The organism is Mycobacterium sp. NTMscope_Eco_3, assembly GCF_976985685.1.
In genome coordinates this window covers 4,990,684-5,009,902 of record NZ_CDRJYZ010000001.1, presented here as the reverse complement: position 1 = coordinate 5,009,902, position 19,219 = coordinate 4,990,684, and the positions used below count along the sequence as shown (strand labels likewise).

Below are 19,219 nucleotides of genomic sequence, written 5' to 3'. Positions count from 1 at the left end.
CCTAGTCGATCTTCTCCAGGGCGTCGCCCTTGTGCATCGCGACGTGGTCGGTTTTGTCGCTTCTGATCTCGTATTGCGGGTCATCTTTCGTGCAGTGCCGCTTGTGGCCTTTGTACTCGGTGTCGCTGGTGTGCTTCTTGACGATGATGCCGCTGACGTGACCCGCTTCCGAGTTCCATCGGACGTGGTCGCCGACCTCGAAGTGTTTCGCCACCGTGCGCCTCCTTTGCGTGCGTTGCGGTTGGTTCCGTGGGTTCCCCCACCACGACGACGAGTAACCGTCCACGTGGTCGAATGGGCGCATGCTGTTTCGTCAGCTGGAGTACTTCGTCGCGCTCGCGCAAGAGCGCCACTTCGCGCGTGCCGCGCGGGCGTGCTACGTGTCGCAGCCCGCGCTGTCGGAGGCCATCCGCAAGCTCGAATCCGAACTCAACGTCCCGCTGGTGCGGCGGGGGCAGCGGTTCGAAGGCCTCACCCCCGAGGGCGAACGGCTGGTGCCCTGGGCGCGGCGCATCCTCGCGGACCGCGACGCGCTCAAGCGGGAGGTGACCGCGTTGCAGGCCGGGCTGACCGGTGAGCTGCGGCTCGGGGTGGTCCCGGCGGCCTCGACCACCGTTGCGCTGCTTACGGATCCGTTCTGTGCCGCGCATCCGCTGGTGCGGGTCCGGCTCGAGGTCAATCTGCGTTCGGCCGGCATTGTGGAACGGGTCCGCAAGTTCGAATTGGACGCCGGCATCCTCTATCCGGACCAACAGGACACGGCCGACCTGCTGGTCACCCCGCTCTACCACGAACAGCCGGTGCTCATCGCCGCCGCGGACCTGCTGGGCGGCGAATCGGACACCATCGCGTGGTCGGACGCCGTGCAGCTGCCGCTATGTCTGCTGACCCAGGGCATGCGTGGGCGCCGGGTCATCGACGACGCGTTGGCCACCCACGACCTCCAGGTGACGCCGCAGCTGGAAACCGACTCCGTGGCAGCGTTATTCGCGCACGTGCGCACGGGCCGGTGGGCGAGCATCGTGCCGCAACCGTGGATTCACACCCTGGGCGTCCCCGCCGGCGCACAAGTGCTGCGGCTGCGGCGGCCCTCGGTCACCTCGCTGATCGCGCTGGTCACCAACCGGGCCGAGCCGGGCTCGTTGCTGGCCCGCGCGCTGCGACGGACCGCGCGCGGGGCCCGCATCGGCGCCACGCTCTCCGAGCAGCCCTAGCCGCCGCCTCCGTTGATCGGCGCCGCCTATCAGCCGGTCGGAATCGCGTCTTGGACAGCCCGTGGCCGCGCCGAGAGACTGGGGTTGATCGCCAGTTAAGGAGAATTCAATGGCCAAGTGTGTGATGGTGCTCTACCCCGACCCCGTCGACGGATACCCGCCAGCCTACGCGCGGGACAGCATCCCGACGATCCACGGCTACCCCGACGGCAGCACCGTGCCGACCCCGTCGAAGATCGACTTCACCCCCGGTGAGCTCCTCGGCTGCGTGTCGGGCGCCCTCGGCCTGCGCAAGTTCTTCGAAGACGCGGGGCACGAACTGGTGGTGACATCCGATAAGGACGGCCCCGACTCGGAGTTCGAACGCGCATTGCCCGACGCCGAAATCGTGATCTCGCAACCATTTTGGCCGGCCTACCTGACCAAGGAGCGCATTGCCAAGGCGCCCAAGCTCAGGCTGGCGTTGACCGCCGGCATCGGCTCGGACCACGTGGACCTGGATGCGGCGAAGGAGCGCGGCATCACCGTGGCCGAGGTGACCTACAGCAACAGCATCAGCGTCGCCGAGCACGCGGTGATGCAGATCCTGGCGCTGGTACGCAATTTCGTCCCGTCACACCGGTGGGCCGCCGAAGGCGGCTGGAACATCGCCGATTGCGTCGAGCGTGCCTATGACCTCGAGGGCATGGACGTGGGCGTGATCGCCGCCGGACGGATCGGGCGTGCGGTGCTGCGCCGACTGGCGCCGTTCGACGTCAACCTGCACTACACCGACACCCGCCGGCTGGCGCCGGACGTCGAGAAGGAACTGAACGTGACGTTCCATCCGACGGTGCAGGAGCTGGTGCGGGCGGTCGACGTGGTCTCGATCCACTCGCCGCTGTACGCGGACACCCGCGCGATGTTCGACGAGAAGCTGATCTCGACGATGCGGCGCGGCTCCTACATCGTCAACACCGCCCGCGCCGAGGAGACCGTCCCGGAAGCGATCGCCGACGCGCTGCGCAGCGGGCAGCTCGGGGGCTACGCCGGCGACGTGTGGTTTCCGCAGCCCCCACCGGCCGACCATCCGTGGCGGACGATGCCGAATAACGCGATGACGCCGCATGTTTCGGGGACAACCCTGTCGGCGCAGGCGCGCTACGCGGCCGGCACCCGGGAGATCCTGGAAAGCTGGTTCGCCGGCACGCCCATCCGTCCGGAGTACCTGATCGTCGAGGGCGGCAAGCTCGCGGGCACCGGGGCGCTGTCCTACCAGAAGTAGTCGCGGGCATCTGCAGTTGGCGCTCAGCCCCCGCCTTTGCCCTTGCTTTCTTCGAGTTGTCCTGGGCAGTAGGCTTTGGCCGATATGGTGGCGAATTGGGCGGCGCCGCTGGTGGTCAGGGCGGGGTTGTTGTCGCGGATGTCGGTGAGGAGTTGTAGTCCGGATACGCCGCGGGTGATCATGGCGCACACGGATTTTCCCGCGGCGACGGCTTGGCTGGGATCTTTGAAGCTGATGCCGACGGTGTGCAGGTCGGACAGGAAGGATCCGTTGTTGTCATCGGCGGGCGGCTCGTCTTCGCCGGGGGTGGCGTGTGCCGGTGCCGCGATGGTGATGCCTATCGATACGCCGAGCAGCGCGAGCAGCCATTTCATGAAGCCTCCTTCGGTGCGTTGCAAGGTGGTGGTTAGCCGAGCTGGGGTTCGGGTTGTGCGGCCGCGGGTGCGGGTTCGTCGTTGACGTGCACGGCGTGCACGCCGGGTGTGGTTCGTAGTTGGGCGACCAGGTCGTCGAGGCCGGCTTCGTCGACGTTCCAGTGCTGTACCTGGTCGGGCATTTGTTGTAGTTGGGCGATGATGCGGTCGAGTTTGACTGGTTGGGTGCGGCGTTGGCCGGTGATCGCACGGGTGTGGATGGCGGTGGTGGTGTTGATGATGCGGGCGGCGGGCCCGCCCAGTGCGCCGCCGGCCAGGCTGCCCAGGGTGGCGTCGTTGACCAGCTCGGCGGGAAAACCGGCCGCGGCGGCCGCGGCGGTGGTGGTGGTGGCCGGTAGGGCGGTGGAGGCCAGCCGGATGGCGGGGGCGGCGCTGGCCCAGCTCGAGGGCACCGACAGCTTTCCCACGGTGGGTGCGCTGCCCAGCACCGCGGACACGGGCCGCACCGGGATGCCGGCGCCAAGACCTGCGGGTGAGGCCAGACCGGCACCCAACGATGCTTTGGGCATGCCGGCGCTCCAGGGGGCATAGACGAAGGCGCCCTTCCATTCCGAGACGCCCAGCCCGCCGCTGGCGCCGACGACGTTGGTCCAGGTGGCCTGCCCGCCGATGCCCTTGACGCTGGAAAACAGCGCCTCCCATAGCGGCGCGATCTCCTTGCTGCCGGTCATGCCTTCGATCAGCTGCTGCCATGATTGGGTGTATCCGGTGGTCAGTGAGTTGATGTAGTCCTGCAGTTGTTGCATCCACGACGACGAGGTGCTCGAGGCCGCGGCGGCTGTGGTGGTTGCCTGCGCCGTCCCGGTGTCCTTGCTGACAGCGGGTGCCTGCTCGAAGGGGGTCAGCTCCCCGGCGGCCTGCGAGGAGCTGGCGTAGCCGAACATCGCGGTGACGTTTTGGGACCACATCTGGGCGTATTGGGCTTCGGTGGCCGCGATCGCCGCGCCGTTTTGCCCCAACAGGTTGGTTGCCTGCAGGCCTGCGAGCTGGGTGCGGTTGGCGGCGATCAGCGCCGGGGGGACGACGCAGGCCAGCGCGGCCTCATAGGCGGTGGCGGCGGCTTGGGCGTGGGCGGCGGTCTGCTCGGCCAGGCCCGCGGTGGTCGAGATCCAGCCCACATAGGGTGCGGCCGCGGCTGCCATGGAGGTCGAGGACGGGCCCTGCCACTCGGTGGTGAGTTCGGAGATCACCGCGCCGTATGAGGATGCGGTGGAATGTAATTCGGCGGCGAGTGCTCCCCACGCGGCAGCGGCGGCCAGCATGGGTGCTGCGCCGGGGCCGGCGTAGAGCTGGGTGGAGATGACCTCGGGTGGCAGCGCTGCGAAATCGGCGAAAACCATGGCCGTGCCTTTCCTTATTTCGCGTTCGGCGGGATCACGATGACCGTGGAGGTGGTGGCGATGTCATCAACAGCCACCGCACCGGGCACCCGGACTGGTCGCGCGACGGTGCGGGTGGCGGTACCCCCGACCGCGCGTCCGGCCAGGCTCGACAAGGCGGTGGGCCCGAACAAACCCTGCCCGGGATTCACCGTCATCGCCGGCGCGGCATCCAGCATCGTCTCGGGCAACTCGGCTGCCAGGGTCCTGATCGCCGGCGCGGCCGAGGCCCAGTTCGCGGGAACCGACAACGACCCCACGACACCGGCACGGCCCACCGCCGCAGACACCGTTCCCGCACCCGGCGCCTGCAACGAGGTGGATCCGGTCAGCAGTTCGCTGTGCAGCAACGGCGCCAAAACCCCGTGCAGACCCTTGGGATGCAGTGTGGGGTCGACACTTTGAACGTTGCCGCCCATCGCCTTGGTGTTGAGCGCAAGCTGATAAAAACCCTTCCCCGCGTCTGCGACCCCGAGTGGCGAGTAAGGCCCGGTAAGGGTGCTGAGGAAGCTGTTGAAACTCTTCAGCCCCCCCGTGGCTTCCCCAAGACCGAGCGAGATTCCCGGCGACGTCGTCGCCGTCGCCGCGGCGGGAGCCTGCGAGACCGCCTGGGAGAGCGCGGTTTCCACGTGGGAGCTCGCCGACGACTGGGCCGCCGAGGCGACCGCGGCCGCCTGGTTCGTTTCCCCACCGCTGTCGGTGGTCGACGGCGGCGCGGTGAACGGGACCAGCTGGGCCGCGACCGCCGAGGAACCCGCATAGCCATACATCGCGGCCGCGTCTTGGGCCCACATCTCGGCGTACTGGGCCTCGGTGGCCGCGATCGCCGGGGTGTTTTGGCCCAAGATATTGGTCGCGACCAGTGACGCCAACAACGCCCGGTTGGCCGCGATCACCGGCGGCGGCACCGTGGCCGCGAAGACGGCCTCATAAGCGCCCGCCGCCGCCTTCGCCTGACTTGCCGACTGCTCGGCCTGCGCGGCGCTGCTGATCAGCCACGCCATGTACGGTGCGGCCGCGGCCGCCATCGACGCCGACGAGGGCCCATTCCATGCGGTTCTCAGCTCCGCGACGACAGATCCGTAAGACGCTGCCGTGGCGCGTAATTCGGCCGCTAATCCGTCCCAGCCGGCCGCAGCGGCCAACAACGGTGCCGGCCCGGGACCTGAGTAGATCCTGCCGGAGTTGATCTCCGGAGGTAACGCTCCGAATTCCATCTGGTTCCTCCGCCTTCGGCTGCGATCACCGCAGGCTCCGCGTTTGTCCTTGCCGATAAGGTTGATCTTCAACAACATTGAGCAACTTCGGCCAACATCCACCAGGGGATGCCAGATGCTTGAGTGCTCGGGTGTTCAGAAGACTAGCCAGCAAAATCCGACGAGACTTGTGGCAACGTCGGCTGACGCCGCGCCATTACCGCGTTCGAATGGGCAAGGCCGGCAACGCCGCAGTTCGGCGAGCAAGACCTCGATAGCCCCGTCTACCTCGGACGAATTCGTACACGTCCCGGAGTGAAAACGCAATCAACACGAAGCAAACATGCGCCGGCAACGCGGTTTCCCCAATAAAAATCTCGCCACCCAAAATTCGCGGTCCCGCGCCGAGCCCAGTCATCCGTGCACGCTTGACCAAGACCATTGGCAACACGGCGTCGCGCGCTCACGCATCGGCGCGGCGATGACCGCGAACGTTGTTTCGCCCCAAGTCCTCCGGTGCCGAAGCCGTCCGCGTCGGCGTCCAACCGTCCGACCACCAATGCGTCGGCCCTACCGCGCGGAGCGGTCTGACTTCGTGGTCAGAGGTCCTATCTCACGGGAGTCAGTGAGTTTCTGCGGCGGTGGCGGTGAAGCGATGATCCACCCAGTTGCCGAATCGCGGTGCGGACTGAATCTGGCCCGCCGCCGCCAACAGATCGGTGAGGCGCTGCTCGGCGTCAATCACGGTGTCGTCGAGCGGGATCGGCTGTCGTAGGGTGCGTCCCTGCGCGACGGCGGCGACGGCGGGGTCGATGCCGGCCGACTCGGCATACTGAGCGGCCCACTCCGGCGGGTGCTCGCGCGCCCAGACCGCGGCTCTGGCGTATCGCGCCAGCAGATCGGCCAGCGCGGTGTTCCGTTTGGCGTCGGCCAGCGTTTGGTCGGAGGCGATCCCGAACGAGTACTTGTGCTTGCGTGCGACCAGGCCCCGCACCGGGAGTTGCTGTTCGGCCTGCGCGGTGTAGGGATCCCACACGGCCCAGGCGTCGACCTGGCCGTTGCGAAATCCCGACAGGGCGTCGGCTGGTTGCAGGAACACCAGGTGGACATCGGTGGGTTTGAGGCCGGTCTTGTCCAGCTGATCAAGCACATTGGCGTGCGCCGAACTGCCCTTGGCCAGGGCGATGGTTTTGCCGCGCAGGTCGGTGACGGAGCTAATAGGCGAATCGGCGTGAACCAGAATCTGATCGCCGGGCCCCCCGCCGTCGAATGCGGACACCACCTTGATGCGGGCGTTGGCGACGGCGCCGAAAATTGGCGGGGTGTCACCGGTGATTGCGAAATCGATCTTGCCGGCGGTGGCGGCCTCGATCATCGGCGGTCCGGATGAGAAGGTGGAGAAGTCAATCCGATAAGGAAGGTCCCGGAGCTCGCCGGCGGCCCGCAGCATGGCTTCGGTGCCGACGCTCTTTTGGTCGCCGACCTTGAGCGTCAGGTCGGCCAGCTGTGACAGCGGAACCCGGTCCGGCTCCGCGCTGGGGCCGGCGGCCTGTTGGCGGGTAACGCACGCCGGCAGCAGCAGAGCGATGGCAGCCAGCAGTAGCGCGGTACGGCGTCGTGTCGACATTGAGCTCCTCAGATTCGGACACCGAGCTGGCTTCGCAGTTCGGTGCGGCACCGGGGGTCGGCCCGGCGGCGCCGCAGCGCTGTGGAAGGCGAGGCTATGGCAGATCGGTTGGGCTAACAAGGGTTTGAATTGCGGTGAACGGAACCACGCCTAGACGACGGTTTTACGTAGTGATGCGTTGCGTCCTGGCCGACTGGCCCTCAATTGGTGGTGGTCGGTGTCGACAGCGCCATGGGCGGCACATAGCCACCCACCAGCGCGCGATGCCACCACGCCCGGTCGCGGCGCAGCTCGGCTCCGGTGGTGAAGCGGTACTGGTAGAGCTGGGCGCGCACGTACCGGGCCGGCGCATCGGGGAAGGGGTTGTGGCGCAACAGACGTAGGGTCGGCCGGTCGTTGCGCAGCAGCCGCTGCAGGAACGGCCGCAGCCAGGGCTGCGCGTAGCCCGGCGAGATCGCGGCGAACCACATCAGCCAGTCCAGCCGCAGGTGATAGGGGGCCCACTGGCGCGGCAGCCGGCGCAGCCCGCCCGGCTTGCCCTTGAATTCGTATTCGCGCCAGACGGTCTGGTCGGTCAGGTGGGCGTCCTCGGTGCCCTCGATCACCACCTCCCGGCGGATGCGCCCGATGCTGCCGAACGCCCCGTAGGTGTTCACCAAGTGAAATGAATTGAAGGACATGTTCATTCGCTGACGCGACGACAACATGTTCGCCACCGGCCAGTAGCTCATGAACAACACCGCGGCCGAGACGGCCACGACCAGCCCGATGAACCACGGTGGCGTCGGCGCCCAACCCGGGTGTGCCGGGACCAGCTCCCCGGGCAGCAGCCGCACGACCGACGCGTCGTCGATCGCGCTGCACGCCAACAGTATCGTCACCCAGTTGAGCCAGGCGAAATTGCCCGACGCCACCAACCACAACTGGGTGATGACGATGATCGTCGCGGCCACGCCGGCCACCGGCTGCGGCGCGAATAATCCGAACGGCACGATCAGCTGGGCGAAATGGTTGCCCGCCACCTCGATCCGGTGCAGCGGCTTGGGCAGATGGTGGAAAAACCAGCTGAGCGGCCCGGGCATGGGCTGCGTCTCATGGTGGTAGTACAGACACGTCAGATCGCGCCAGCACGGATCGCCGCGCATCTTGATCAGGCCCGCACCGAATTCGACTCGGAACAACAGCAATCGGACCATCCACAGCGTCAGCACCGGGGGCGCCACGTCGTGGTTGCCGAGAAAGATCATCAGGAACCCGGTCTCGAGAAGCAGCGACTCCCAACCGAACGAGTACCACGTCTGCCCGACATTGACGATCGAGAGGTAGAGCACCCACAGCGTCAGCCACATCGCCATCGCGGCCCACAGCGGCACCGCATCGGCCGCCCCGACTACGACGGCAGCCGACAGCGCCGCGCCGAACCAGGCGACCGTCGCGAACAGCCGATCGGAATAACGCAGGTGAAAGATGCTCGGCGTGCGCCAAAACGACTGCGCCGCCACAAACCGCGGAATGGGCAGCATCCCGTGTTCGCCGATGAGCGCACGGAATTGCGCGGCGGCGGCGACGAACGCCAACAGATAGATCGCCGCGGCGCCGCGCTCGAGCACCAGTCTGCCCACCCAATATTCGGGTGCGGAAAACCAGCTCATGGCGCTCGCTCCTCGATCGGTGGCCGCTACACCGACCCGCATATCCAGTCAATCAGCCGATAAACGGGATAGCCACTACCCGCCAAAACTATTCGGCACTATTCGTCGGCCGGTCCACGCGCCCTGTCGGGCAACGCGATCACCGAGGCGGTGAGCACCGCAAGCGAAACCAAGGCCAGCAGTTGGATATTCGCCGAATGGCCCGCATAACCGTCCACCGAGCGCCAGGGCTGCCGCGACAATGCCGCCCCGGCTCCGATCAACCCGCCGGCGCTGCCCACCAGCGCGAGACGCTCCCAGCGCCGGCCGCGCACCGCGTACCGCAGACCCAGGGCGGCGGCCATCACCGCGCCACCGCCGGCGCCGGCGATCACCGCCGCGGCCGCCACCGCCGCGACCGCCGCCCAGGCCCCGGGCCGCCACGGTTGCGCGGCCGCGTCGGCGTCGGTTCTTCTGGTGCGCCAGAACGCCAGCAGCGCCAGCAGCGGCAACAAGGCCAGCCCCACGGCGAGGCCCGCGCGGTAGAGCGGGTTGGCGGCGAACGTCAGCGTGATGGTGCCCGGGTCGCCCGCGGGAACCACCCAGCCCTGCTGCCAACCGTTGACGGCGATCGGCGTCAGCCGGGCCCCGGTGCCGGTGCGCGCCACCCAGCCGGGGTTGATGCTTTCCGGGATGACCAGGACCCGGGCGGTGGCCGACGGGGGCGCCTGGACCTCGCGCCGGTCCGGTCCCCACGCCCGCCAGGACGAAAGACGTTCGGTCCGTGCGCTTTCGGTGGCCGCCGGGGTCGACAGTTCGGCCCCATCGACGACGAACTGGGCACCCGGGCTGATCAACAGCTCCTGCTGGCCGGCGGGCAGCGCGATCGGGTCGCGGTCGCAAGGCACCGCCGCCAGGGGCTGATCATCGAGGATCGCCCCGACGGTGGTGTGGATCGCGGTGTGCACGAACCGGCCCGCGACCGCGATGACCGGGCCGCGATCGCATCCGACGGTGACCTCCCGGCCGCGGTTGCGGGCGGGATCGGCCGGCGCGATCGGGGTGCCGTCGGCCCCGAGCGCGGCCACCTCGGCCAGCCCGGGCGGCTTGAGCTGGTCGAAGCCCAACGCGTTGCGGTCGATGACGTCGTCCCAGTCCAGCAGGCTGATGGTCACGGTGTCGGTCACCCGGGGCTTCAGCGCGAGCGTCTGCGCCGCGTCCGAATCAGCCTTGACCACCGCGACTTGTGGGCCGTCACCCAGGTTGACGGCCACCATCGTCGGGTGCACGGGCAGGGCCGCCCGACTGGGAACCAGCCGCAACCCGGTGACCTCGGTGGGCCGAGGCAGGGTCAGCGTCAAGGTCGGTGGCGTCTTGTGCTGCACCACCCGCTGCGGCGCCGTCCAGGCGGTGGCCGGGTCGCCGTCGGTGGCCGCGTAGGCCGAGCCCAGCACGTCCACCGCATCCGAATCACCGTGGGCGACAGTGGTATTGGGTTCGGCGATCAGCGCGGCCAGCTTTGGGCCCTGCCGGGGCCGCACCCACACCGTCGGGGTCACCGTCAGCGGCGCCGGCACGGTCAGCGTCCGGCTGAAGTTGACCGGCTCCTCCGGGGTCAGCGCCATCGACGGCGCGCAACGCACGCTGTCGGGCGCCGGGGCGCAGCCCGGCCTGCCGAGCAGTTCCGATCCCAGGTCCCACCCCGTGATCGGCGCGCCGGGCGGCGGTCCCGGCACCCGCACCGTGTGCCGCAGGTCGACCTGGTGGGCGAACCCGGACGCGTCGTACTGGGTGATCGTCAGGTCGGTGATGCCGAATTGCACTCCGGCGGACCCGTCGTCGGTGCCCGCGGCGGTGATCCGCACCCACGGCGTTTCGCCGTAGGGGAGCGCCGCGGCGAGCGGCTTGCCCGGCTCGTCGAACCGCAGCGTGGTGCTGCCGGTGGCGGTTTCGATCAGGATGCGGCGGACCTGGGCGCCGACGGCGGTTGCGCTGGGCGTCAACGTGATTGCCGCGTTGGTCACCGGGTGGTCGAAATCGATCTGCATCCACTGGCCGACGGCGGCCTGCAGCGAGTTGGACACCCAGGCGGTCGCGGAGTCCCCGTCGATCGCGGCGGCCGGGGAGGTCGCCGGCGCGACGTCGGGCATCGCGGTGGAATCCGACGACGAGCTCGACACCGTGATCCGCCCGCCCGCCCAGGCGCCGGCCACCGGCTCGGCGCCGGGCACGGGATAGTCCGGCACCCGGTTGTAGGTGTGCCGCGCGTCCCCGGGGGCGCGGATCGCCGACGAATGTTGGTCTACCCGACCGTAATCCGTCTCCCGGGCTACCGGGGTGTCGGTGACGGTCACGCCGGCTGCCGGCGGCAACGGCAGCCCGGCGGCGCGCGCGTCGGCGGTCATCAGCGCCGGGCCCAGCGGCGGCTGACCCAGCAGCCGCCGCCGTTCGTCAAGGCGCAGCAGCACTTCCGGTCCGCCGTCGACCCGGGCCAGCCGGTCGGCGTCGACGAGATAGGGCGTGGCGGGGTCGTTGAAATCGCCGTCGCCGCCAACGCGGTAGATCTCGACCGCCGGATAGCGCGGCCGCAACCCGCTGTCCGCGACGAAGCCGGCCAGCGTGCCGGGCCCCACCGGGGCGCCGAACTGCGCCACCTTCCGCAGCCCCGGCGATCCGTCCACGGCGCGGTGCACCAGGATGGGGCGCGCCGAGCGCGACGTGTCGGGATCCAGGTCATTGCGCACCACCAGATAGGAAATGCCTTGGCGCGCAAGGGTATCGGCCAGACCCGCCGAGGGCCGGCCGGCGGCGAACAGGCGCTGCACCGAATCCAGCGCCCGGATGGTCTGCGGCGGGGTCAGCGGGATCGAATCCCGCACCCCCCACGGGCTGCTGCCCAGCACCTGCAGCGGCTCGTCGTGGCTGGTGCCCCACACCTGAGTGGCGAACGGCGCACCCGGGACGACGAGCACCCGCCCGGGTGTGGGCGCGCCCGTGTTGTGCTCGGTGAGCCAGTCGGCGGCGTCGTGCCAATACGGCGGGATGGCGGTGAACGTGCCCGGTGGCGCCAGCCGACCGGTCCACGCCAGCGACGTGCTGACCATCAACGCCGTCAGGACCACCATCGCGGTCGCCACGCGTTTGTCCCGCTCCGGGTGGGCGAACGCGCGCAGCCACACCGGCGCCGGGGCGCTGCCCGGTAGCGGTATCCGGCCCAGCAGCGCGGCGATGCCCAGCGCCACCGGGATCCCGACCACCGACCCCAGCTTGTGCACGTTGCGCAGCGGGGCGCCGCCGGCGTCCAGGAAGGCCTGCACCGCGTGCGCCACCGGCGAGCCCAGCCCGCCGCTGTAGCCGACGGCCATCAAGACCACCCCGACCAACAGCATCGTGACCAGGCGGCCGCGCGCCGGCATGGCGGCGGAGGCCAGCCCCGCCAGCCCGGCTGCCGCGACCAGGCAGGTGCCCAGGATGGCCGCCGACCCGGTCACCAGCGGAGCGCCCGCGGTGGCGTTCGGCGCCACGTACGGCGTCCAGCTGTCGGTCCCGCGCAGCATCTCGGTCAGCGACGACCATTGCGTTGTCACGCCGGAGGATTCGATGAAGTCCAGGAACGGCGGGCTGATGGCGCGCAGCATCACCAGCGCCACCACCCACCACAGCGTGGCCAGCAGCAGCGACAGCAGCCACCACCCGGTGTACCGCCACCACCGCCGGTTCGGTCGGTGGCATGCCCACCAGATCACCGCGGGCAGACAGCCGGCCAGGGTCGCGATGGCGTTGACCGCGCCCATCAGCGCGACGGCCAGGCCCGCCCGCGCCGCCAGTGCTCGCACGGACCGATCCGTCGACGCCCGCAACGCGAGGATCGTGGGCAGCAACACCCAGGGCGCCAGCATCATCGGCAACGTTTCCGACGAGATCGATCCGAGGGTGGTCAGCACCCGCGGCGACAGCGCGAACGCCGTCGCGGCGATCACCCGTGACCCCGGGCTGCCAATTCCCAGCGCCTCGGCGACGCGCATCAGCCCCCAGAAGCCGACCGTGAGCAGCAGCGCCCACCACAGCCGCTGGGTGATCCAGCCGGGCACGCTCAGCGCGTGACCGATCAGGAAAAAGGTGCCGTGCGGAAACAGGTAGCCGTAGGCCTGATTCTGCGCCTGCCCGAACGGCAGCTCGCTGTTCCACAGGTTGGTCGCGCGCGCCAAAAAGCGCAGGGGGTTGGCGGTCAGGTCGAGTTTCGTGTCGGGGGAGATCCGCCCCGGCGATTGCGCGAACGACAGCGCCAGCGCGATCGCGGCGACCAGCCACAGCCAGCGGCGCGACAGGGGTCCGGCCGTCGAGCACGAGACCGGCGCTGCGGTCCCCGTCGTCGACCGGTTAGCTACGGTTGCCGTACTCGACCCGGTTGAGCACTGACGACTGCGGATCGCCCCCGGGGAGTGGCGGCTTCGTGTCTTGCTGGACCATCAACGTGATCCCGAAGATCGCGGCCGCGCCGAGCAACAGGCCCACCACAACGCTCGCTGCGGCGGGCGCAACGATCCGGTTCATCGACGGCTCCTGGGTTCTTGCGGGGCTTGCGGTCGTGACTTCAACCTAGCGCCAACCTAGCAGAAGCGGTCGGTCACTCGGACCGCTCGTCACCAGTGCAGGCAGTGTCCGTGGATACAGCGGTCGCCGTATTGCACCTGATAGGGCAGGGCCGGGCGCGGCGGCGCCTGCACTCCGACGGCGGTGTCGTCGGCCACCGCCAGCGTGATGCCGACCGTCGTGGCGACCCCGATGGACAAACCCACCGCGATGCTGGCCGCGGCCGCCACCGTGAAACCGCTCATCGCCGCTCCTCCCTGCCCGGCAACATGCGCCTGGTGACCTCCCCCTTGATCAGCAACGTACCGCTGCTGCCCCCTGGGGCCGGGGACGCAACGCCCCGTGAAAACATGGCCCGATGGCATTTTCGCGCACCTTCGCTGTGCTCGCGGCCGCGTCGGCGCTGGTGGCCGGCTGCGCCCACCACCCCGCGCACCCATCCGCTCACCCGTCGACGTCGAGCAAGCCGGCGGCCGCGCCGGCCCCGCCGGTGTGCGCCGACCCGTCGGCGGTGCCGGCCACGCTGGGCCTCCGCGACAAGCTGGCCCAACTGCTGATGGTCGGGGTGAAGAACGCCGACGACGCCCGGGCCGTCGTCAACGGCTACCACGTCGGCGGGATCTTCATCGGCAGCTGGACGGACTTGGCGATCTTCCAGGGGCCGTTGGCGGACATCAGCGCCAAGGCGGGACCGCTGCCGCTGGCCGTCAGCGTCGACGAAGAGGGTGGCCGGGTGTCGCGGCTGAAGACCCTGATCGGGACCTCCCCGTCGGCGCGGGAGCTGGCGCAGACGCAGACCGTCCAGCAGGTCCACGACCTGGCGGCCGACCGCGGCCGCAAGATGCACGACCTGGGCATCACCGTCGACTTCGCTCCGGTGGTCGACGTGAGCGACGAGGACGACGACGCCGTCATCGGCAACCGTTCGTTCAGCGCGGACCCGCAGAAGGTGACGGACTACGCCGGGGCCTACGCGCAGGGTCTTCGCGACGCCGGGCTGCTGCCGGTGCTCAAGCATTTCCCCGGCCACGGGCACGGCTCGGGTGATTCGCACACCGGCGGTGTGGTCACGCCGCCGCTGAGCGCCCTGCAAACCAGCGACCTGGTGCCCTACCGGTCGCTGGTGGCGGCGTCGCCGGTCGCGGTGATGGTGGGCCACCTGCAGGTTCCGGAACTCACCGGCGACGTCCCGGCCAGCCTGAGCCCCGAGGCGGTGCAGTTGCTGCGCAACGGCGTCGGCTACAAGGGCCCGCCGTTCACCGGCCCGGTGTTCAGCGACGACCTGTCCAGCATGGCCGCCATCTCCGAACGGTACGGGGTCTCGGAGGCGGTGCTGCGCACCCTGTTGGCCGGCGTCGACATCGCGCTGTGGGTCACCACCGACGAGGTGCCGGCGGTCCTGGACCGGCTGCAAAAGGCCGTCGCCTCAGGCGAATTGCCGGCACAACGGGTGGACGAGGCGCTGGTGCGGGTGGCGACGATGAAGGGCCCGAGCCCGACCTGCGGGCACTAGCGGGCGCCGCCGTTGGCATTAACGGCTGTGCGGCCCGCCCGCATTGCTTACTCTTGAGTCAGATAGACGGGCTAGAGAGGCGAGCGATGGCGGGTGGTACCAAGCGGTTACCGCGCGCCGTCCGTGAGCAGCAGATGCTCGACGCCGCGGTGCAGATGTTCTCGGTCAACGGCTACCACGAGACCTCGATGGACGCCATCGCCGCCCAGGCGCAGATCTCCAAGCCCATGCTGTACCTGTATTACGGCTCCAAGGAGGACCTGTTCGGCGCCTGCCTGAACCGGGAGATGAGCCGGTTCATCGACGTGGTGCGCGCCGACATGGACTTCGGGCAGAGCCCGAATGACATGCTGCGCAACACCATCGTGTCGTTCATGCGCTACATCGACGCCAACCGGGCGTCCTGGATCGTGATGTACACCCAGGCCACCAGCTCGCAGGCATTCGCCCACATGGTGCGTGAAGGGCGCGAGCAGATCATCGACCTGGTGGCGGGGCTGGTGCAGGCCGGCAGCCGCACCCCGCGGCCGGACCGCGAGCACGAGATGATGGCCGTGGCGCTGGTGGGCGCGGGCGAGGCGGTGGCCAATCGGCTGTCCACCGGCGACATCGACGTCGACGAGGCGGCCGAGCTGATGATCGACCTGTTCTGGTACGGCCTCAAGGGCTCCCCCGAGGAGCGGGACGCGGCCCGGTCCCAGCCGGACTCCGCCGGCGACTAGACCTCCTTCGTCGTCAGGTGGCCCGAATGCCCGTCCCCCGCACGGAGCGCGGCAACCTCGACTTCTTTTGCGCGGTGATCATCGTCGGCTTGCTGGCCGGCGTTGCCGGATTGGCGACGACGTTCGTGCTGCGGGCCGCTCAGCACGCCACCTATCACTACAGCTTCGGCGCGCTGCTGGCCGGGGTCGCCGCCAGCAGCCCGGTACGCCGCGTGGTCGGCCCGATGATCGGCGCCGGGTTGGCCGGGCTCGGGTGGTGGCTGCTGCGGCGCCGGACGGACGTGCCGCCGCTGGCGGAAACCATCGCCCGCCACGAACGCGTGCCGCGGCTGTCCTGGAGCGTCGACGCCCTGCTGCAGGTGCTGCTCGTCGGATCGGGCGCATCGCTCGGGCGGGAAGGGGCGCCACGCCAATTCGCCGCGGCCCTAGGCGATTTGGGAACCGGATGGCTCAAGCGCCTCTCCCCGCGCGACCACGAGGTCCTGCTGGCCTGCGCGGCGGGGGCGGGGCTGGGCGCGGTGTATGCGGTTCCGTTGGCCGGGGCGCTGTTCTCGGTCCGGATCTTGCTCGGCACCTGGGAGCCGCGCGCGGTGGGCGCGGCGTTCCTGTCCTCCGGCTTGGCGGTCGCCGTCGGCTCGGCCGTCACGCGTGATCAACCCAACCTGCAGTGGCCGATGGAAGAGTCGACCTACCTGTTGACCGCGCACGGATTGTTGTTGGCGCCGGTGACTTTCGCGGTGGGTTGGGGCTTCAACCGGTTGATGGCCGCGGCGCGGCCGGCGCGCCCGTTGCGGAGTTGGGTGCTGATCCCGGCGCTGGCGGGGGCCGGCCTGGTGATGGGAGTCTGCTCGCATTGGTGGCCGGAGCTACCCGGCAACGGCCGCAGCATCCTGACGGTCAGCCTGGCCAGCGGCATGACCTTGGCGTCGGCGCTGGCGATCCTGGCGCTGAAACCCCTTCTGACAGCGCTGTTCCTGCGCGCCGGGGGTGCGGGCGGACTGCTGACGCCGTCGCTGGCGACCGGCGCGGCCGCAGGGGCGGCGCTGGTGCTGGCGATCAACTGGGCGAGCGGGACGCACTTGCACGTGCCCGCGGTGTCGCTGGCCGGGGCCGCAGGCGTGCTCGCGGTGACCCAGGGCTCACCGATCTGGGCGGCGATCTTCGTCTGGGAACTCGCCCGGCCGCCGCTGTGGCTGTTCGCGCTGTTCCTGCTGACCGCGACCGCCGCCCATGCGCTGAAAGTGCTTGCCTGCGGGCGCGGTTCAACGCACGCGGGCTAGTGGCGATCGCGCTACAGCGGCCGGACCGTGCCGGTCAGGTGGGGGTAACCCTTGGCGACGTTGCGCAGCGAAAGGTCCCAGCCGCCGTCGTGTTCGTCGATGTAGAGACCGGCCGTCGCGGGCAGCACCATTGGCTTGCCGAAGCGCACCGAGTACCGCACCGCGTCGGGAATCGCGGCTTCGACGTTGGCCAATACGGCCGCGGCGCTGAACATTCCGTGCGCGATCACGGTGGGAAATCCGAACAGCTTGGCCGCGATCGGGTTGGTGTGGATCGGGTTGTGATCGCCCCCGACGACGGCGTAGCGACGGATGAGGCCCGGGCTGATGCGCAGCACGGTGGGCGGTGGCGCCAGCTTGGGCTGCTTCTGTGGGGGCGGTTTGGGTTCGTCGGACAGGCTGGTGCGTTGCTGGTGCAGGAACGTCGTCACCTGATGCCACGCGGTGTCGTTGCCGACGCTGACATCGGTCACCAAGTCGACCAGCAGGCCCTTGCGGTGCTCGCGCAGGTTCTCGGCGTGCACGTGCACGCCGACGGTGTCGGTGACCGCGATCGGGCGGTACTGGGTGATGTGGTTTTCGGTGTGCACCGATCCCATTGCGGCAAACGGAAAGTCGAACCCGGTCACCAGCGACATCAGCGCCGGAAAGGCCAACGCGAAGGGGTAGGTCAGCGGCACGCAGTTGCCGTAGCGCAGGCCGGTGACCGCCGCGTACTCGGCCACGTTCGTGCGGTCGATGGGCAGTTCCTCGATGGTGACGGTGCGGGTGGGCACCCCGCTGCCGCGGGACACCACCGGCAGGGCCCCGGCGGCCGCGCGCAGCATGTTCTTCAGGCCGCTTGGCTGGTTCATCACTTTCTCCTGACGTTCAGGCGCCCAGCATGGCCTGGCCGCAGACGCGAATGACGTTGCCGGTCACCGCGTTCGAGGCCGGGCTGGCGAAGTAGGCGATGGCCTCCGCGACATCCACCGGCTGGCCGCCCTGCAGCAGCGAGTTCATCCGGCGGCCGACCTCGCGGGTGGCCAGCGGGATGGCGGCCGTCATCTGGGTTTCGATGAATCCCGGTGCGACGGCGTTGATGGTGATGCCCTTGTCGTAGAGCTCCGGCGCCAACGCCTGGGTCAGTCCGATCATCCCCGCCTTGGTGGTGGCGTAGTTGGTCTGGCCGCGGTTGCCCGCGATGCCCGCCATCGACGACAGGCCGACCACCCGGCCGCCCTCGCCGATGCTGCCGTTGCCCACCAGCCCCTCGGTAAGGCGCAGCGGGGCAAGCAGATTGACGGCCAGGACGGCATCCCAGCGCGCGTCGTCCATGTTGGCCAGCAGCTTGTCGCGGGTGATCCCGGCGTTGTTGACCAAGACGTCCGCGCGGCCGCCGTGATGCTCGCGCAGGTGCTCGGTGATCTTGTCGACGGCATCGGGGGCGGTGACGTCGAGCCACAGCGCGGTGCCCCCGACCCGGCTGGCCGTTTCGGCCAGCGCCTCGGCGGCCGATTCGACGTCGATCGCGACGACGCGCGCGCCGTCGCGGGCGAACACCTCGGCGATCGTCGCACCGATGCCGCGGGCCGCGCCCGTCACGATCGCGACCTTGCCGTCCAGCGGCCGCTCCCAGTCGCCCGGCGGGGTGGAGTCCGCCTCCCCGACGTAGAAGACCTGGCCGTCGACGTACGCCGACTTGGCCGACAGGATGAACCGCATCGTCGACTCCAGGCCCGTCGCAGCGGGTTTGGCGTCCGGCGACAGATACACCAGCGCCACCGTGGTGCCGTTGCGCAGCTCCTTGCCCAGCGAGCGGGTGAAGCCCTCCAGCGCGCGCTGCGCGATCCGCTCGTGCGGGCTGGCGGCGCCGTCGGGCGTGGTGCCGACCACCGCCACGCGCGCGGAATGGCCCAGGTTGCGCAGCAGCGGGGTGAAGAACTCGTACAACCCCTTGAGCCCTTCGGGCGTGGTGATGCCGGTGGCGTCGAAGACCAGCCCGCCGAACTTGTCGGCCCAGCGCCCGCCCAGGTTGTTGCCCACCAGGTCGTAATCGGCGTCCAGTGCCGCGCGCAACGGCTCGACGACTCTGCCCTCCCCGCCGATCAGCAGCGCCCCGGACAGCGGCGGATCACCGACGCGGTAGCGGCGCAGCGTCTCGGGTTGGGGAACACCGAGCTGCTTGGCGAGAAACGAACCAGGACCGGAGTTGACGATCTGAGAGAACAGATCGGACGAGACCTTGGGAGCCACCGGAGCTACCTTCCATGTTCTTGCGAAGTCGGGGTATGCCTACAGCACAACCGTATCGAGGACGAACTTACTGCAGAGTAAGAACAGTGGGTAGTATGGCCCCAGACGGGCGAATCCCAAACCGATAGACC

At 69.4% G+C, this 19,219-nt stretch carries 16 protein-coding genes; 5 read left to right on the top strand and 11 right to left on the bottom strand.

The window, feature by feature from the left end:
• Position 1 precedes the first annotated feature (1 nt).
• On the bottom strand, positions 2–214 hold the full coding sequence (locus AC0KTM_RS23250; protein ID WP_238957069.1) for a hypervirulence associated TUDOR domain-containing protein: 213 nt from the start codon (positions 212–214) through the stop codon (positions 2–4).
• Between the two features lie 88 nt (positions 215–302).
• On the opposite strand from AC0KTM_RS23250, the gene AC0KTM_RS23245 reads away from it, so the two are divergent.
• Complete coding sequence (locus AC0KTM_RS23245) at positions 303–1,214, top strand: LysR family transcriptional regulator (RefSeq protein WP_238957068.1); 912 nt, start codon at positions 303–305, stop codon at positions 1,212–1,214.
• A 109-nt stretch (positions 1,215–1,323) separates the two neighbouring features.
• Positions 1,324–2,478, top strand: a complete 1,155-nt coding sequence (locus AC0KTM_RS23240; RefSeq protein ID WP_472416791.1) for an NAD-dependent formate dehydrogenase — start codon at positions 1,324–1,326, stop codon at positions 2,476–2,478.
• 23 nt (positions 2,479–2,501) lie between these two features.
• Here AC0KTM_RS23240 and AC0KTM_RS23235 read toward each other — a convergent pair whose 3' ends face one another.
• From AC0KTM_RS23235 to AC0KTM_RS23200, 8 genes are all read right to left on the bottom strand, one after another.
• Positions 2,502–2,852, bottom strand: coding sequence for a DUF732 domain-containing protein (locus AC0KTM_RS23235; protein WP_225329809.1), 351 nt, complete (start codon positions 2,850–2,852; stop codon positions 2,502–2,504).
• Between the two features lie 32 nt (positions 2,853–2,884).
• Positions 2,885–4,252 (bottom strand): PPE family protein, encoded by a 1,368-nt coding sequence (locus tag AC0KTM_RS23230; protein WP_472416789.1) that lies wholly within the window; start codon positions 4,250–4,252, stop codon positions 2,885–2,887.
• 14 nt (positions 4,253–4,266) lie between these two features.
• Positions 4,267–5,508 (bottom strand): PPE family protein, encoded by a 1,242-nt coding sequence (locus tag AC0KTM_RS23225; RefSeq protein WP_472416788.1) that lies wholly within the window; start codon positions 5,506–5,508, stop codon positions 4,267–4,269.
• A gap of 601 nt (positions 5,509–6,109) precedes the next feature.
• Positions 6,110–7,114 (bottom strand): ABC transporter substrate-binding protein, encoded by a 1,005-nt coding sequence (locus AC0KTM_RS23220; RefSeq protein ID WP_225329806.1) that lies wholly within the window; start codon positions 7,112–7,114, stop codon positions 6,110–6,112.
• Between the two features lie 200 nt (positions 7,115–7,314).
• Positions 7,315–8,766, bottom strand: coding sequence for a lipase maturation factor family protein (locus tag AC0KTM_RS23215; RefSeq protein ID WP_472416786.1), 1,452 nt, complete (start codon positions 8,764–8,766; stop codon positions 7,315–7,317).
• Between the two features lie 98 nt (positions 8,767–8,864).
• Positions 8,865–13,073 carry an alpha-(1->3)-arabinofuranosyltransferase gene (locus AC0KTM_RS23210; RefSeq protein WP_225341294.1) on the bottom strand — a complete coding sequence of 1,403 codons (4,209 nt, stop codon included), beginning with the start codon at positions 13,071–13,073 and terminating at the stop codon, positions 8,865–8,867.
• A 52-nt stretch (positions 13,074–13,125) separates the two neighbouring features.
• Positions 13,126–13,299 (bottom strand): DUF2613 domain-containing protein, encoded by a 174-nt coding sequence (locus tag AC0KTM_RS23205; protein ID WP_007769006.1) that lies wholly within the window; start codon positions 13,297–13,299, stop codon positions 13,126–13,128.
• An 89-nt stretch (positions 13,300–13,388) separates the two neighbouring features.
• The gene (locus tag AC0KTM_RS23200) at positions 13,389–13,583 is read right to left on the bottom strand and encodes a DUF2613 domain-containing protein (protein ID WP_225329345.1); all 195 of its coding nucleotides are present in this window, start codon (positions 13,581–13,583) and stop codon (positions 13,389–13,391) included.
• Positions 13,584–13,696: 113 nt separating this feature from the next.
• On the opposite strand from AC0KTM_RS23200, the gene AC0KTM_RS23195 reads away from it, so the two are divergent.
• From AC0KTM_RS23195 to AC0KTM_RS23185, 3 genes are all read left to right on the top strand, one after another.
• Positions 13,697–14,851: a glycoside hydrolase family 3 N-terminal domain-containing protein gene (locus AC0KTM_RS23195; RefSeq protein WP_225329346.1), complete on the top strand. Its 1,155-nt coding sequence runs from the start codon at positions 13,697–13,699 to the stop codon at positions 14,849–14,851.
• Positions 14,852–14,937: 86 nt separating this feature from the next.
• Positions 14,938–15,573 (top strand): TetR/AcrR family transcriptional regulator, encoded by a 636-nt coding sequence (locus tag AC0KTM_RS23190; RefSeq protein WP_225329347.1) that lies wholly within the window; start codon positions 14,938–14,940, stop codon positions 15,571–15,573.
• Positions 15,574–15,599: 26 nt separating this feature from the next.
• Positions 15,600–16,853, top strand: coding sequence for a chloride channel protein (locus tag AC0KTM_RS23185; protein WP_472416784.1), 1,254 nt, complete (start codon positions 15,600–15,602; stop codon positions 16,851–16,853).
• A gap of 11 nt (positions 16,854–16,864) precedes the next feature.
• On the opposite strand, the gene AC0KTM_RS23180 is transcribed toward AC0KTM_RS23185, so the two are convergent.
• Together AC0KTM_RS23180 and AC0KTM_RS23175 are read right to left on the bottom strand one after the other, a co-directional pair.
• A complete protein-coding gene (locus AC0KTM_RS23180) occupies positions 16,865–17,707 on the bottom strand; it encodes a MaoC/PaaZ C-terminal domain-containing protein (RefSeq protein ID WP_225329348.1) in 843 nt (280 codons plus the stop codon).
• A gap of 16 nt (positions 17,708–17,723) precedes the next feature.
• Positions 17,724–19,088 (bottom strand): 3-oxoacyl-ACP reductase, encoded by a 1,365-nt coding sequence (locus tag AC0KTM_RS23175; RefSeq protein WP_225329349.1) that lies wholly within the window; start codon positions 19,086–19,088, stop codon positions 17,724–17,726.
• Positions 19,089–19,219: the final 131 nt, after the last annotated feature.

What these genes read in the sequence shown, in the direction of transcription:
- AC0KTM_RS23245 (WP_238957068.1), top strand. Translation starts at nt 303, where the DNA reads ATGCTGTTTCGTCAGCTGGAGTACTTCGTCGCGCTCGCGCAAGAGCGC.
- AC0KTM_RS23240 (WP_472416791.1), top strand. Translation starts at nt 1,324, where the DNA reads ATGGCCAAGTGTGTGATGGTGCTCTACCCCGACCCCGTCGACGGATAC.
- AC0KTM_RS23235 (WP_225329809.1), bottom strand. Translation starts at nt 2,852, where the DNA reads ATGAAATGGCTGCTCGCGCTGCTCGGCGTATCGATAGGCATCACCATC.
- AC0KTM_RS23230 (WP_472416789.1), bottom strand. Translation starts at nt 4,252, where the DNA reads ATGGTTTTCGCCGATTTCGCAGCGCTGCCACCCGAGGTCATCTCCACC.
- AC0KTM_RS23225 (WP_472416788.1), bottom strand. Translation starts at nt 5,508, where the DNA reads ATGGAATTCGGAGCGTTACCTCCGGAGATCAACTCCGGCAGGATCTAC.
- AC0KTM_RS23220 (WP_225329806.1), bottom strand. Translation starts at nt 7,114, where the DNA reads ATGTCGACACGACGCCGTACCGCGCTACTGCTGGCTGCCATCGCTCTG.
- AC0KTM_RS23215 (WP_472416786.1), bottom strand. Translation starts at nt 8,766, where the DNA reads ATGAGCTGGTTTTCCGCACCCGAATATTGGGTGGGCAGACTGGTGCTC.
- AC0KTM_RS23205 (WP_007769006.1), bottom strand. Translation starts at nt 13,299, where the DNA reads ATGAACCGGATCGTTGCGCCCGCCGCAGCGAGCGTTGTGGTGGGCCTG.
- AC0KTM_RS23200 (WP_225329345.1), bottom strand. Translation starts at nt 13,583, where the DNA reads ATGAGCGGTTTCACGGTGGCGGCCGCGGCCAGCATCGCGGTGGGTTTG.
- AC0KTM_RS23195 (WP_225329346.1), top strand. Translation starts at nt 13,697, where the DNA reads ATGGCATTTTCGCGCACCTTCGCTGTGCTCGCGGCCGCGTCGGCGCTG.
- AC0KTM_RS23190 (WP_225329347.1), top strand. Translation starts at nt 14,938, where the DNA reads ATGGCGGGTGGTACCAAGCGGTTACCGCGCGCCGTCCGTGAGCAGCAG.
- AC0KTM_RS23185 (WP_472416784.1), top strand. Translation starts at nt 15,600, where the DNA reads ATGCCCGTCCCCCGCACGGAGCGCGGCAACCTCGACTTCTTTTGCGCG.
- AC0KTM_RS23180 (WP_225329348.1), bottom strand. Translation starts at nt 17,707, where the DNA reads ATGAACCAGCCAAGCGGCCTGAAGAACATGCTGCGCGCGGCCGCCGGG.